This window comes from Microvirga sp. VF16 (assembly GCF_016864375.1).
GTDB lineage: Bacteria > Pseudomonadota > Alphaproteobacteria > Rhizobiales > Beijerinckiaceae > Microvirga.
Genome location: NZ_CP069359.1, coordinates 311,534 through 325,168 on the forward strand (window position 1 = coordinate 311,534; position 13,635 = coordinate 325,168).

A 13,635-nucleotide genomic window follows, 5' to 3' on the forward strand; every position below is an offset into this window, starting at 1 on the left:
TCCTCTTAGTGCGCATTTCCAGAGGGATCGGAGGTTCTCGCGCGATTCCGCAGCAGGATCTGCGCGATGACGACGAGGGTTATGCTGGATAGGAAAACGACGGTTCCGATGGCATTGATGCGGGGGCTGACCTGCCCCTGAAGAAACCCGAGGACACGCACGGGGAGCGTCTCGTTGAGGCCGGACACGAACCACGCGACGGCGAACTCGTCGAAGGACACGGCCATCGTGATGAACAGTGCCGCCAGGATGGAGGGCATGGTAAAGGGAACGATGACACATCGAAGCGCCGTCCACTCGTCCGCCCCCAGATTCCAGGCCGCGGCCTCGAGGCTCTGGTCCATCTGAGATAACCGAAGCCGGATGATTGCCATCGCGAACGGTGCACACATGACGACATGAGCCAGGATGACGGACCAGAGTTCGCCTGCGATCCCCAAGCGTGCGAAATACGCGAGCATACCGAGTCCCAGGATCACGACCGGGATGGTCGGCGGCAGGAGCGCAAGCGCGAGATAAAGTTTCTTCCCGAGGAAGTGGAAGCGGTAATCCGTGTATGCTGCGCCGAAGCCGATGATCGTTGAGAGAATGGATGTGCAAGCGCCGACAACGAGTGTGTTCTCGAAGCCCGTGATGACGAGAGGATCCGTGAACACGGCCTCGTACCAATCGGTCGTGAAATGCCCGAGCGGCAGGGACGGGAAGCGGTCGGAGTTGAACGAAAAGACGAAGCTTGCCGCGATCGGGGCGAAGATGAAGAGAAATATGAGGCCGACATAAAGCTTCAGTGCGACCGATATGGCTCGGCCCCTGTCGACGATCCTCGTCTTGGCCGGACTGACCCGCCCGAGCCGAAGGGGGCGTCGCTCGGCGGGCGGGCCATCAGCCGCCATTGTCTGTTCCAGGTTCATCGTCCAGGCTTTCTGTAAGCGTAGGCAATCGAGGCGAATGCGACCGCAAGCAACGTGCCGATCATCATAAGTGCAATGACTGCGGCCCGGGGCCATTGCTGTCCCGATTTGGTCGTGTCAGTGATGAGGATGGGAAGCGTCGGGGATTGGCCGCCGCCGAGATACAATGGGCTGACGAAATCGCCGAACGTGAGGATGAAGCAAAAGAGCGCGGCCACGACCAGCCCGATCCGTGCCGACGGAATGATCACGGCAAACACTGTGCGGACCCTGCCGCAACTGAGGTTGTGGGCGGCCTCGATCAGGCTGCGGTCGACGAACATCAGGCTGAACAGTTGAAGCAGGATGACGAGCGGAAGGGTCAGGGTCAAATATCCAATCAGCGTCCCGAACGCATTGTTGATCAGGGGAAGCGGGCTGAACCCGGCGGATGACAGCAGTTTATTGATGATGCCCTGATCCGTCAGGAAGATCTGCCACGAGTATATCCGCACGAGATAGCTGGTGAAGAAGGGAATGACGAGAAGGAAGATCGCGAGCTGTCGGGCTCGGGGCTGGAGCTTGAACGAAATTGCGTAGGCGCAAGGAAACGCAATCAGGCTGCAGACGCCGGTCGCGACAATCGCATTGATCCACGTGTGCGAATAGGTGGACCAGAAGACGTCGCTCGCCAGGACGTACTCCCAGTTGACCGACGTGAGGGCTGGCTGGAGGCGGAAATTCCTGACCTGCCAGAAGCTCAGCGCAACCAGGAAAAGGAGTGGCGCCACGAAGAATGCGAGCTGCCACACGAGCATCGGAAGAGCCAGGGCGACCCCAAAAAAGCGGATCCTGCGCATGCGAAGACAGTCTCCAGGAACGAGGGGCATGCTCCGGCCATGCCGTGCGGCCGGAGCGATGATCATGGCCTCTTGGGGCGTAGGGACCGTCTGTCAGCGGGCCCAGGCTCGGGGCACGGGCGGCGTCAGCCGCTCATTCCCTTGTAGCGCGTCCAGAAATCGTTCCAGACCTCCAGGTCCTGTTTGATGGGCAGCTCGCGGAACTGGATCTTGCCGGACCGGATGTCGTCCATCACATTCGACTTGTTCAGTTCCATCCGTTGCCGCTTCGCCTCTTCGGGCGTGACCTTCGCCAGCAGCTCCCAACCTTTCTTATTCGGAATCAAGGCAGGATAAGCAGCCATGTTGGCCGACTTCGCCTGACCCTCGGCGGACGTAATGTACTGGATCCACTTCCGGGCGAGGTCCTGCTTCTTGGTGCCCTTGCCGATGCAGAACGACTCCGTCCATTGCAGTCCGCCTTCGTCGGGAATGACGGTGCGCACCGGAGCGCCATTCTTCTCGAGGACGCCGGTGATCCAGTCGCCGATGCCGCAGAATGCCAGCATCTGCCCGTTCTTCAGCGAGGCGAACGTGCCGCCATAGTCGAAGAACCCACCGACCTGCCGCCTCAAGGAGATCGTCGTATCCTGAACCTTCTTCCAGGCGGCCGCGTCGATGTCGTACGGCTTCCTGTTCCCGGCATGGAGGCTCACCTGACCAAGGTTGGGAAGATGCCAGTCGAAATGCCCGACCTTGCCTTTGAGCTTCTCGTCCCAGAAGACCCGGTAGGAACGAGCCTGAGCTTCGGTAATGACCCCCGTATTATACGAGACGCCCAGGAAGCCGAAGCGGGTGATGACCGAGTAAAGCTTGTTGCCGTCCCAGTGCCCAGGGAAGCGGTGGAACTCGGGGAAGAACTCGTCGAAGGCATAGTCCTTGGGGTCGAGCTGTTCGATGTAGCCCGCCTCGCGGAGCTGCTGAACGTATTCCGCATCCGACAGGATGATGTCGTAGGTGCCCGGAGGCGACTGCGATATCAGGGCGAGCATATTGTCGCCACCGGTATAGTACTTCGGCACGAACTTGACGTTGTGCTGCCGTTCGAATTCCTGGACGACGTCAGGCTCGGCATGTCCGTACCAGGCCAGCATCGTGAGCTGGACCGGCTGGGCCGAGGCTGGGCGGATGAGATACGGCATGCCGATGGCCGCGACGCCGGCCGCCTTGAGGATCGTTCGCCGCGAGACGGGACCGGACCCGGATGTGCTTCCCATTTCAGTTCCCTCTTTTATGCACGCATCGCCGTCGAGGGTATGCGTACTGGTTGTTGATGGTATCTGTGCCCTCGCAATATTTGAAATTGATCTGTCAAATGTATCGATTAGTTCCGCTTATTCAGAGGACTCGTGCCGATATTGCGGTCGATGCGGATGACGTCGGTCTGGCCGGAGTCGTGGAGGCACTGGATCAGGTGGCTCGCCAGCAGGAGCCCCGCCGTCGAGAGTTGCGAATGCTTGTAGTGCAGCCCCACGCGGATGTCCGTCATCGGCGGGAAGCCGTCCGCCTCCGTCAGGACACGCATGCCGCGGGTCAGCGTCCGCGACGTCATCGCGCTGATCCCTAGGCCCGACTGGACGGCCTCTTGCAAGCCCGCGATGCTCGGGCTCGAATAGGCGATCCGCCAGGCCCGGTCGACGGTGTCGAGGGCCTGGATCATCCTGCTGCGGTACTCGCACCCCTTGTGGTGAGCGGCGATCGGCACGGGGGTCTGCGCGTGCACGTCGCCGCCGGATGCCGCCACCCAGATGGGACGTTCGGCCCATGAGAACGCCAGGCCCGGCCCGGGCTGGGTCCCGTGCATCGCGACGACGATGTCCGCCTCGTCAGCTTCCAGCCGGGCCAGGAGTTCCTGGCTCAGGTCGCAGACGACCTCCAACTGGACGTCCTGGTGCTTCTTGACGAAGTTCGTGAGCGCTCGCTGCAAGAACGCCATCGCGTAATCGGTCGGAAGCCCGACCCTGAGGATGCCATCCGACTGCCGGCGCTGCAGGACGGCGGCGGCCTCGTCGTTCAGGCGGAGGATCTGGCGTGCGAACCGCAGCAGCACGTCGCCGGATTCGGTCGGGGCGATATCGCGCCCAGTCACCTGGACAAGGACGCACCCGACCAGGTCCTGGAGCTTCTGCATCTGCAGGGTGATCGCGGGCTGCGTGCGGCCTAGGGCCTGGCCCGCCTTGGTGAAGCTGCCCAGCTCGACGACCGTCACGAAGGTCCGGAGTATGTCGATCGGAAGATTGGTGAACCGCATCCGACCCCTCATCGCTTATGGAAGCATAATCCGAATTTATTTCTCTTATCAACGGCTCAAGATCAAGATGCTTCCGCAGTTGGCACCCTTCGGAGGTATTCGTGTCGAGTCGTACAGTATTCGCTGCCGAGATGCCGTGGCCGGACTACGACGCTGCGGTCCATGACGGCCGGACACCCATCATCATCCCCTTCGGCTCGATGGAGCAGCACGGCCACCACATGCCCCTGCACGTGGACGTGTTGCTCCCGACGGAGTTCGCGCGCCGCGTGGCAGGACAGATCGGGGCACTCGTCGCCCCGCCCTTCACATACGGATACAAGTCGCACCAGAAATCCGGCGGCGGCAACCACCTGCCCGGAACGACGAGCCTCGACGGTGCGACCCTGGTCAATGGGCTGAAGAACGTCATCACCGAGTTCGCCCGTCATGGCATCCGCAAGTTCGCGATCATGAACGGGCACTACGAGAACGCCTGGTTCATCACGGAAGGGGTCGACCTGGCCCTCAAGGAGCTGCGCTGGGATCGGGTCGACGGCGTGAAGGTCGTGGTCCTGTCCTACTGGGACTTCGTGAACGAGGAAACGATCGCGCGCCTGTACCCGGGCGGCTTCCCGGGATGGGCCGTCGAGCATGGCGGAGTGCTCGAGACGTCGTTGATGCTCGCCCTTCATCCGGAACTCGTGCAGCTCGAGAGGGCGCATGACCATCCGCCCGCGACATTCCCGCCGTACGACGTCTATCCCGTCAAGCCCGAATGGACGCCGGCGAGCGGAACCCTGTCCTCCCCGAAGGAGGCCACCGCCGAAAAGGGCGGGATCCTCCTCGAGGTCTGCACCACGGGTATCGTCGACGCTCTCAGGGCCGAATTCGCCTGAGGGGCCAGGACGGGAAATCCTCGGCACGTGTGCCTGGGCCATCAAAGAGTCTTCACCGAACCAAAGAGGGAGAGATCAATGTACCAGGAACCCCAAGACCTGCTTCGCGGCTCCGGCGGCGAGCCGGCAGGCGTGAGCGACATGCTTCATGTCATGAAGTGGCACAACGGGGAGAAGGATTGGTCGCCGTTTTCGGACGCCGAGATGACCCGGCGTCACGATGCCCTGCGCCAGTACATGGCCGAGCACGACATCGATGCCGCCCTCCTGACCTCCTATCACGGGATCTGCTACTACTCCGGCTTCCTGTATTGCTACTTCGGCAGGAAGTACGGGATGGTCATCGACGCCCAGAATGCGACGACGATCAGCGCCGCCATCGACGGAGGCCAGCCGTGGCGTCGGACCTTCGGCGACAACATCACCTACACGGACTGGCGTCGGGACAACTTCTTCAGGGCGGTCCAGACGCTGACCGGAGGCGTCAAGCGCCTCGGCATCGAGTTCGACCATGTCTCGATCGACTACCGCAAGCAGATCGAGGATGCGCTGCCCGGCGTCGAACTGGTCGACATCGCGCCGCCCTCGATGTGGATGAGGACCATCAAGTCTGCCGAGGAGCACAGCCTCATCCGCGAGGGAGCCCGCATCTGCAACGTCGGCGGACGCGCCGTCATGGATGCGGTCAAGGCGGGCATCCCGGAGTACGAGGTCGCCATTGCCTCGACCAACGCCATGATCAGGGAGATCGGGAAATCGTTCCCGTTCGTCGAACTCATGGACACCTGGACCTGGTTCCAGTCAGGCCTCAACACGGATGGGGCGCACAACCCCGTCACGAACCGGACGGTACGGGCCGGCGACATCCTTTCGCTGAACTGCTTCCCCATGATCTTCGGCTACTACACGGCCCTTGAGCGTACGCTGTTCTGCGAGTACGCGTCCGATGCGCATCTCGACTACTGGCAGAAGAACTGCGAGGTCATGCGTGTCGGTTGCGACCTGATCAAGCCCGGGAAGCGGTGTTCCGAGATCGCGCTCGAGCTCAACGGCATGTACCGTGAATGGAACCTGCTGCGGTACCGCTCCTTCGGGTATGGTCATTCCTTCGGCATCCTGAGTCACTATTATGGCCGGGAAGCGGGGGTCGAGCTTCGCGAGGACATCGATACCGTCCTGAAACCGGGAATGGTCGTCTCGATGGAACCGATGATCATGATCCCCGAGGGCCTTCCGGGCGCGGGCGGTTACCGCGAGCACGACATCTTCATCGTGACCGAGACAGGGGCGGAGAACATCACGAATTTCCCCTATGGACCGGAACAGATGATCATTCGGAAGCGATAGGGGCGGCGTTGACCGGTCCGTGCTGAAGCGGTCCATTCCACCGCACCGAACATCGATGCAGACCTGACGATTGTCCGCGGCGGGCTACCGGTACGGGAGCCCGCCGCCTCGAAGGCAATGATCACGGGTCGCGAGGCTCCTAAGCCGTCAGGATTTCAGGATCTGTCCAGGCCGACCAGGCATCCCACCCGACGAAACGCGGCAGCAGGACGTGTGAGCCAAGCCGCCGGCGGACAGCCCTACAGCAGTGGCGAAAGCACCCGTGCCGCGGAATCCCGTAACCGCTTGAGGACCGGAATACGCAAGTACCCGGCTGCCTCGAACGAATAGCAATCCTTGAGATCCCTCTCGAACGCCGCCTCCAGTTCGCCCGAGAGCTGCGTATCGTAGATGACCGCGTTGAGCTCGTAGTTGATGCTGAAGCTGCGGATGTCGAGATTGGCTGAGCCGATGGAGCAGACCTCACCGTCGATGCTGAGGGTCTTGGCATGCAGGTAGCCTTTCCCGTACATGTGCACCCGCGCCCCCGCGGCTGCGATCTCGGCCAGGTAGGTGTTGGCGGCCCAGTACGGCGTCTGGTTCAGGCCCTCGCCGCGGTCGCTCACCATCACGTCCACCTCAATGCCGGCCAAGGCGGCCGCTTTGAGCGCCTCCGCGATGGTGGCATCGAGGATGAAGAAGGGGGATTGCAGCCGCACACGCTGCTGGGCCGACATGATCATGGCGAAATAGAGCTGGCGGATGGCACGCCACTCCGAGTCCGGGCCCGAGGTCAGGATCTGAACCGGCACGTACGCATCGTCGGCGCCCAGATCCTCCGATGTCGTGGGAGGCATCTCCGTTGCAAGCAACGGGAAGCGATCCGCCGTGAAGAGGTCCTCGCCCGTGGCGTTATACCAGTCGACAAGGAATACCACCTGCAGCACCGTCGCCGCCTCCCCTTCAAGGCGAACCTGCGTGTCCCGCCAGCTGTCGAAGGTCGGTCCGCCGTCGATATGCTCCTGGCCGATGTTCATCCCACCCGTGTAGCCAACCTGCCCATCGATCACAGCGATCTTGCGATGATTGCGGTAGGAGACCGTGTGAAGCCAATAGAGAGCCGAGACTGGCGCCCATTTGACGCTGCCTTGGCTGAGCGCACGTTTGTAGCGGCGGGTCAGGCGAAAGAGCGATCCGAACGGATCGTAGAGCAGGCGCACCTCGACACCATGGGCTGCCCGTTCGAGCAGGATCGCCTTCAACTCGCGGGTGAAGGCATCGTCAGCCCAGGTGTAGAACTGGAGAAAGATTGTCCGCTGCGCCCTCCTCAGATCCTCCATCAGACTTGGGTAGAACGTGGACGCGTCCTGCTGGATGGCGACCCGGTTCCGCGTGGTGAGGCCGGAATGAGAGTTGTGCCGCACCAGCGACATGAGCCGCCGCCGGACAAGGCTTTGCGTCTCCAGCCTTCCGATTTCGGCATCCTGACGAGCCAGAAGCTGCTTCAGCAGCGGCGCGGCGGTTCCCTCCAGGTTCTGGCGGGCAAGCTGCCGCTGGCGGCTGAAGGCCTTGCGGTCGCGTCCGAACAGGGCATAGATGATCAGCCCGATGCCGGGCAGGGTCAGGAACAGCAGCGTCCAGGCGAGTGTCGCCTGCGGACGTCGGTTCTCCAGAAGGATGAAGATGCCGGTGAGCAGAGCATAGCCTGCGAAGAACCAGCCAAGGGCGGCAGTCCAGGTCATCCCGTCCTTCTCTCCCGTCAGGCCGTGGCCTTCCGTGCGGGCTCGTGCATCCTGTCCGCCTTCACGAAGGCGGAACGTCGCTGCAGCGGGACAACCTGGTTCCGTGCCTGTGGTTCGGCTGGCATCGTAGCCTCTTCCGACATGTGCCTTGGCTCGCCGTCCCTGCCGGATATCCGAAAGCCTGTCTCAGGCGTTGGCGGATTGAAGCCGCAGCCCCGGGAAGGGTCGTGGCCAGCCACGCCCGAATGCCGAGCGCATGATGAACCTGAACAAGACACGGCCTGAACCCATCCGGTTGCCCGACAGGAGGGTTCTCCGGCGGGGGATGGCCCGAAAGCCCACGCCGATCCGAATTTCCGTCACGGCATGGCGGCTCATCCTGCTTGGCCTGGCTGCCCTGCTGGCGCTGATCCTGTGGGCGGTGCCGATCGTGCCGGCCGTCGCTCTAGCCGGCTTCGCGGTGGCCCTGGTGCTGTCCTTCCCGGTTCACCTGTTCGCGCAGTATGTTCCGCGTAGCCTGGCAATCCTGCTGTCATTCCTGATCCTGCTCGCCGTGGTCCTCCTGCTGGCCTACATTCTCCTGCCCCTGATCGTGTCCCAGGCCGGGGCCCTCGTCACTGCCCTGCCCGATCTGGTGCAGAACCTGGAGCAGTATCTGGTGCGGGCGCTCAGGGCGCTACATGCCCGGGATCTGTTGCCCGACACCCCGGAGGCGGTGGCGGGACGCCTGATCTCGGATATCAAGGACAGCCTTGGCCTGATCGCCAACAATGTGCTCGGCCGTACGCTCGGAATTCTCTTCGGCACCTTCAGTTGGGCACTGACCCTGTTCGCGGTGATCTTCATCGCCGCGTCGCTGCTCGCCAACGTGCGTTCGTTCAAGGCAGCCTATCTCACCAGCGTGCCGGGCCATTACCGCCACGACGCTTTGGCGTTCTGGGATGCGCTCGGCCATGCCCTCTCGAGCTACCTGGGCGGGCTTGCGGTGGTGCTGGCCATCCAAGGTGGGCTGTCCGCGGCGGCGCTGTTCCTGATCGGAGTGCCCTACTCCCTGGCCCTGGGCGCCTGGGTGTCGATCACGGCGGTCATCCCCTACCTTGGCGCCTGGATCGGGGCCATTCCAGCGCTGCTGGTGGCATTCTCCATCTCCCCGACCGCGGCCGTGCTGACCGGCATGCTCTTCCTGGCGATCCAGCAGTTGGAAGGCAACGTTCTGACACCCCGCATTCAGGCTCAGACCATCAAGGTGCCCTCGGTCCTGGTCTTCCTGGGCGTGCTGGCCGGCGGATCTCTGGCCGGGATTACGGGCGTCCTCCTCGCCGTTCCGACGCTGGCGACGCTCCGCGTGATCTTCGATTTCTTTCGCGTCAGGCTCCGGACGGAACCCAGTCCTCTCGATCCGCCGCCGGGATGAACCCCGATAACGGACCTATCGCCTCATCGGAGGGGCGGTACGGCGAGGATGTCAACGTCGAGGGAGCGCAGGACCTCCTCGGTCACGCTTCCCAGGAGCGCCTTGGCGATGCCCGTGCGGCCGTGCGTCCCGATGATCAGGACGTCGGGTTTCGATTGCTCCGTGGCCTTGGAGATCACCTCGAACGGTGCCCCCTCCTCGATGGACATCGACCGGCCACGATCATCGAGCAGGTTCGCCTCCAGGAACGCGATCAGCTCCTTGGCGGCCCGCTGACGCTCGTCGGCCACATATCCGTCAATGGCGTCCCGGCTGAGGCCGGCATAGAACATCTTCCCTTTCGCCATCGGCTGGAAGGCATGGACGAGCGCGAGCCGGGCACCGCTGGGCAATCCCAGCGCCCTGCCGGTTCTGATCGCATTCACGGACGGCTCGGACATGTCGACGGGGGCCAAGGCCGTCCGGTAGGGCTGATCCATCTCCTTGTTCACCATTAGGACCGGGAACGGACCCGTGCGGATCACGCGCTCGATGGTCGTTCCGACAAAAATATCGCGCAGGAGCTGCTTGCGGTGGGCTCCCATGACAATGAGATCCGCGCCCGTCGACGCGGCGGCGCGTAGGATGCCGTCGAACGGGTCGCCCTCAACGACGAGGGCGCGAGACGGGAGTACGCTCAGCTCGGCGATTGCACTGATCTGCTCGCTGAGGATCCGTTCGGCCTCGCGCCTTTGGAGCGCGACCAGATCCGGCGGCTGGTCATCGTCCACGACGTGCACGAGGGTGAGCTCGGCGCCGCTGTCCCGCGCCAGCAGGCCCGCCCGCCGCAAGGCCCGCTGCGAGCGGGTCGAAAAATCCGTCGCTGCGAGAATGTGCATGGGTTCGTCTCCTGTAAGTTCGAATGTCGGGAGCTTGCACGCAACCTCAACCGAGCTCTCGTGTCCCGTTTTCGCGGGCAGGCCGTCCCTACCCGATCTGGTCGATCACTTGCTTCCGGATCTCCTCGCGAGTCATCGAGTTCGGTTGCGGCGCCCACTCCGGAACCACAAACACCTTTGCCTCGATCGGCCGATGGCGGTTACGCGGCTCCCCGGCCACTGGGATCTTGCCGGTGACTGTGATCTTGTCTGCGGCTTTCATTCTTCTTCTCCTTGGCCGTTGCGACGTGTTTTGGTTGTGGGTTCAGACACTGATGCCGGCCATGCGCTCGGGCTGGAAATGCACCCGTTGCACCGTCACCTTGCGCCGTCCGCCCGTCGGCCCCAGCCATTCCATCGACTGTCCCTCCGACAGTCCCACCAGAGCTGCCCCGATTGGCGTCAGGACCGAGATCCGTCCGGCATCCGCATCCTCCTCGCCCGGATACACCAGGGTAGTCCGACGCACGTCGCCCGTGATCTCATCCTGGTACTCGACCTCCGAATGCATCGTCACGATGTCCGGGCGGATGGCCCCGGGTGACGCGATCATCGCGCGGTCGAGTTCGTCTGCCAGCATCTCGGCGACGGTGTAGTGCTGGCCGTTGACACCGGCGGTCGCGATCCAGGACAGCCGGTCGTAATCGATCGTGGAGATCGTGATGGGAGGAAGGGTTACCTGTTTCATTGTCTTCTCCTTTGTGTCGCTGCGCCCTGCGATGGGAGAGCAGCAAGCATTCTGGTTACCGGGATCAGGACCGTCCGCAGACAATGACCGAGACCGGATCGCTGGCCGGGAAGGTCTCCATCAGGGCCTCATCGAGCCGGCGGTCGAGATCGTCCCACGAATTGTCTGGTCCATGCTCAGACGGATTAGATGCATTCCAGGCCGACCCCGCTTCATCCGGCAGAAGCCGGAACTGGACATCCTCCACCACGACCTCGTGCACTGGCCCATTCCGGTTCGTCTGGAACGGCATGCGGTCGCCCACGCGCAGGCCGAGCAGGGCAATTCCCAAGGGCGTCAGCACCGACAGTTCCGCGCCGGGCCAGAGCAGGTCCTGTGGATGGACCAGAACGTTCGCTTTCGGCCGTCCGCCATCGATCCGGTATGTGACCTTCGCGTTGGTCGAGACCACGTCGTCCGGCAACGCGTCGGGGTGGCAGAGGGAAGCCCGTCGCAGCTCCGACATCAGGAACTGGCGATGCGGCTTGCGCTGGTTGTGCTCCATGGCGGCAACGGACATGAGACGGTTGTAGTCGTGCGTTGCGATGGTGACCTGCGGCAGGTCCATGGTGGTGTTCATGAGATGATCCTCCTGGATGCACGGATCCGGGCTCGCGAGCGCGTTGCATCGAAGCGAGCGGTCGCGTTCACCTGTGACCGGGCGTGCTGGGTTCAGTTTTGCAAGATTGGTCATGACCCCGAACGATGGTGGCGCACGGCGCCGGCGCGAGTTCGGGGTTCAGCGGCCTGCGAAGAGGCAGCCTCCGCGGCGGATGAGGATATGAGACAGGGTAATCATGACAACAATAACGTAAGTATTAAAATGTAGTATTCAACCCTATTCAGCACAGAGAATGACTAAAATTCTTCAATTTTCGGATATTGAAGCGTATTCAAAAATAAAACGGAATCGAACCTGCCGCACCAGAGCTTGCTTGGTGAAATCCGTCTCCCTGACGGGCATCCCGGGTGCGAGAAGTCTGAATCGCGGCCTCCGCAGTCGTCTAAAGCGTCAGCACGTTAGCCATCACGCTCTGCTCCAACGCGTCCTGGAACCGCTCCCTGCTCCCGGCCACCTCGGAGAAGCGTGCGATCAGCGGCCGGAGGGCTGACGAGGTGGAGATCGATGTCACAAGGAGGAAGAACAGCATCTCCGGATCCTGCTGTCGAATGACGCCGGCCGCGATGGCCTCGCGGATGAGCGGCACCAGAAGGTCGTGGTGCGGCCTCACGAGGCGTTCGTAGAGGTAATCGCGACGCTCGCCGGCTTGGTGCATCTCCTGGCTCACCAGCAGGCCGAGCTCGGGCAAGTCGCTGTTGACCCGGATGAGGTGACGCAGGGCGTAGCGGACCCGATCCGCGACGTCGGCATCGGTGGTTGCAGCGGGCCCATCCTCGTACGTGGTCAACAGCCGCGTAGCGAGGCTGTCCACGGCGGCTTTCCAGAGATCGAGCTTGGAGCCGAAATGATGGGCGATCAGGGCCACGTCGATGCCGGCATCGGCCGCGATTCGGCGCAGGTTGGTGCCGTCATACCCGCCCTGGGCAAACGCCCTCGACGCGGCCTGCAGGATCCCATCGTGCGGCGAGATTTCCGACTTACGGGGCCGGCCGCGTCCCCGCTGCACGGGCTGCATGGCCCGGGTCACAGCCGGTCTCCCGGAGGAGGCCTGAGCGCCAGACCGAACGCGATCGCCGCGACACCTTGGGCGCTGAGGTCCGCCGCAAGCACCGCACCGAACAGCCACGCATGATCCACGGGCCGCCCCATGGCGACCACCACACTTGCCGCGATAGTGACGGCGCCCGACAGCGCCAGCCATCTCCACCCAACCTGCGGCCGAAGCCGCACGGCCGTCAGGATGCGCAGGATACCCGCCATGCCGAGCCCGAGCACGAGCCCGAGGAGCGACGGCACGGAGGACAATCCCGGATTGAGATACGCGATCATGCCCGCGACCCCGTAGAGGATGCCGCTGAACAGCCATGGGTAGAAGCCGCTCCGGCCAATCACGAGGATGGCATGAAGGAGCAGGGCCACGGCGCCGAGCGCCATCATGGCACCGATGAAGCGAACCGGTGGCGCGGCACCGACCAGCAGATTGGCGAAGGCAAGGACGCTCAACGCGAAGAATGTGGTGCCGACAACGAAACAGGCCCACTTGGGAATGACATCATCCGGCCGTATGACTTGGTCCCAGCGGGAAAGCGCCGATTTCATGATCCTTCTCCCATGCCGAACGCACATCGCATGCAATAATTCAACAAATGATGATTTATTGGGTGTTGCTGGTTGCCTCAAGGATTTCGGAGCTTTTGTCTCATCCGCCTGACCGTCGCTGGGGTCGCCCGGCGATGGGTCTCAGAACATCGTGGCTGCCGCGTAATGTGTGCCTTTGCCGCAACAGCGCAGTGCCTTTTGGCGTGGAACGGCAGGATGAGCACGGGCCGCGTCCAAGCTTCACAATTCTGCCCCAAATCGGCTTAGGTTTCGAACCGCTGCAAGCGGGAGAGAGCCAGCGTGCTGGCCGCCGAAGGAGCAACCGCCCCGGAATCTCTCAGGCACCGAGGACCGCTTGCGGTGCAACACT

Annotated in this window: 14 protein-coding genes and 1 riboswitch; of the genes, 3 read left to right on the top strand and 11 right to left on the bottom strand. The window is 62.9% G+C overall.

The annotated features are described in order from the left end of the window. Positions 1-5: 5 nt before the first annotated feature. The 4 genes from JO965_RS46835 to JO965_RS46850 form a co-directional block, all read right to left on the bottom strand. Positions 6-893: an ABC transporter permease gene (locus JO965_RS46835; protein ID WP_203448068.1), complete on the bottom strand. Its 888-nt coding sequence runs from the start codon at positions 891-893 to the stop codon at positions 6-8. Positions 894-907: 14 nt separating this feature from the next. Next, positions 908-1,750: an ABC transporter permease gene (locus JO965_RS46840; RefSeq protein WP_203448069.1), complete on the bottom strand. Its 843-nt coding sequence runs from the start codon at positions 1,748-1,750 to the stop codon at positions 908-910. A gap of 125 nt (positions 1,751-1,875) precedes the next feature. After that, a complete protein-coding gene (locus JO965_RS46845; RefSeq protein ID WP_203448070.1) occupies positions 1,876-3,006 on the bottom strand; it encodes a spermidine/putrescine ABC transporter substrate-binding protein in 1,131 nt (376 codons plus the stop codon). 107 nt (positions 3,007-3,113) lie between these two features. Continuing rightward, positions 3,114-4,040 carry a LysR substrate-binding domain-containing protein gene (locus tag JO965_RS46850; protein ID WP_203448071.1) on the bottom strand — a complete coding sequence of 309 codons (927 nt, stop codon included), beginning with the start codon at positions 4,038-4,040 and terminating at the stop codon, positions 3,114-3,116. 101 nt (positions 4,041-4,141) lie between these two features. On the opposite strand from JO965_RS46850, the gene JO965_RS46855 reads away from it, so the two are divergent. Next, the gene (locus JO965_RS46855; protein WP_203448072.1) at positions 4,142-4,918 is read left to right on the top strand and encodes a creatininase; all 777 of its coding nucleotides are present in this window, start codon (positions 4,142-4,144) and stop codon (positions 4,916-4,918) included. 78 nt (positions 4,919-4,996) lie between these two features. Then, complete coding sequence (locus JO965_RS46860; protein WP_246777348.1) at positions 4,997-6,265, top strand: M24 family metallopeptidase; 1,269 nt, start codon at positions 4,997-4,999, stop codon at positions 6,263-6,265. A 239-nt stretch (positions 6,266-6,504) separates the two neighbouring features. On the opposite strand, the gene cls is transcribed toward JO965_RS46860, so the two are convergent. Continuing rightward, positions 6,505-7,986 carry a cardiolipin synthase gene (cls, locus tag JO965_RS46865; protein WP_203448073.1) on the bottom strand — a complete coding sequence of 494 codons (1,482 nt, stop codon included), beginning with the start codon at positions 7,984-7,986 and terminating at the stop codon, positions 6,505-6,507. A gap of 325 nt (positions 7,987-8,311) precedes the next feature. Here cls and JO965_RS46870 point away from each other — a divergent pair, with 325 nt between their 5' ends. Next, complete coding sequence (locus JO965_RS46870) at positions 8,312-9,400, top strand: AI-2E family transporter (RefSeq protein ID WP_203448075.1); 1,089 nt, start codon at positions 8,312-8,314, stop codon at positions 9,398-9,400. A gap of 23 nt (positions 9,401-9,423) precedes the next feature. Here the strand turns inward: JO965_RS46870 and JO965_RS46875 are convergent, their stop codons facing one another. The 6 genes from JO965_RS46875 to JO965_RS46900 all read right to left on the bottom strand — a co-directional run bounded on the left by JO965_RS46875 (position 9,424) and on the right by JO965_RS46900 (position 13,265). Next, positions 9,424-10,278 carry a universal stress protein gene (locus tag JO965_RS46875; RefSeq protein WP_203448077.1) on the bottom strand — a complete coding sequence of 285 codons (855 nt, stop codon included), beginning with the start codon at positions 10,276-10,278 and terminating at the stop codon, positions 9,424-9,426. Between the two features lie 88 nt (positions 10,279-10,366). After that, a complete protein-coding gene (locus JO965_RS46880) occupies positions 10,367-10,540 on the bottom strand; it encodes a hypothetical protein (protein ID WP_203448079.1) in 174 nt (57 codons plus the stop codon). Positions 10,541-10,582: 42 nt separating this feature from the next. Next, complete coding sequence (gene rnk / locus JO965_RS46885) at positions 10,583-11,005, bottom strand: nucleoside diphosphate kinase regulator (protein ID WP_203448080.1); 423 nt, start codon at positions 11,003-11,005, stop codon at positions 10,583-10,585. 64 nt (positions 11,006-11,069) lie between these two features. Then, complete coding sequence (locus JO965_RS46890; protein ID WP_203448081.1) at positions 11,070-11,624, bottom strand: GreA/GreB family elongation factor; 555 nt, start codon at positions 11,622-11,624, stop codon at positions 11,070-11,072. Between the two features lie 424 nt (positions 11,625-12,048). Then, the gene (locus JO965_RS46895; protein ID WP_203448082.1) at positions 12,049-12,693 is read right to left on the bottom strand and encodes a TetR/AcrR family transcriptional regulator; all 645 of its coding nucleotides are present in this window, start codon (positions 12,691-12,693) and stop codon (positions 12,049-12,051) included. Beyond that, positions 12,690-13,265, bottom strand: coding sequence for an HdeD family acid-resistance protein (locus JO965_RS46900; protein WP_203448083.1), 576 nt, complete (start codon positions 13,263-13,265; stop codon positions 12,690-12,692). Before JO965_RS46900 ends, JO965_RS46895 begins: the two co-directional genes overlap by 4 nt. A gap of 275 nt (positions 13,266-13,540) precedes the next feature. Further along, positions 13,541-13,629: riboswitch (glycine riboswitch) on the top strand. Positions 13,630-13,635: the final 6 nt, after the last annotated feature.

Bases quoted from the DNA above. Each gene is read 5' to 3' on its own strand.
- rnk (WP_203448080.1), bottom strand. From the start codon at position 11,005: ATGAAACAGGTAACCCTTCCTCCCATCACGATCTCCACGATCGATTAC.
- JO965_RS46845 (WP_203448070.1), bottom strand. From the start codon at position 3,006: ATGGGAAGCACATCCGGGTCCGGTCCCGTCTCGCGGCGAACGATCCTC.
- JO965_RS46840 (WP_203448069.1), bottom strand. From the start codon at position 1,750: ATGCGCAGGATCCGCTTTTTTGGGGTCGCCCTGGCTCTTCCGATGCTC.
- JO965_RS46860 (WP_246777348.1), top strand. From the start codon at position 4,997: ATGTACCAGGAACCCCAAGACCTGCTTCGCGGCTCCGGCGGCGAGCCG.
- JO965_RS46870 (WP_203448075.1), top strand. From the start codon at position 8,312: ATGGCCCGAAAGCCCACGCCGATCCGAATTTCCGTCACGGCATGGCGG.
- JO965_RS46890 (WP_203448081.1), bottom strand. From the start codon at position 11,624: ATGAACACCACCATGGACCTGCCGCAGGTCACCATCGCAACGCACGAC.
- JO965_RS46835 (WP_203448068.1), bottom strand. From the start codon at position 893: ATGGCGGCTGATGGCCCGCCCGCCGAGCGACGCCCCCTTCGGCTCGGG.
- JO965_RS46850 (WP_203448071.1), bottom strand. From the start codon at position 4,040: ATGCGGTTCACCAATCTTCCGATCGACATACTCCGGACCTTCGTGACG.
- JO965_RS46880 (WP_203448079.1), bottom strand. From the start codon at position 10,540: ATGAAAGCCGCAGACAAGATCACAGTCACCGGCAAGATCCCAGTGGCC.
- JO965_RS46875 (WP_203448077.1), bottom strand. From the start codon at position 10,278: ATGCACATTCTCGCAGCGACGGATTTTTCGACCCGCTCGCAGCGGGCC.
- cls (WP_203448073.1), bottom strand. From the start codon at position 7,986: ATGACCTGGACTGCCGCCCTTGGCTGGTTCTTCGCAGGCTATGCTCTG.
- JO965_RS46900 (WP_203448083.1), bottom strand. From the start codon at position 13,265: ATGAAATCGGCGCTTTCCCGCTGGGACCAAGTCATACGGCCGGATGAT.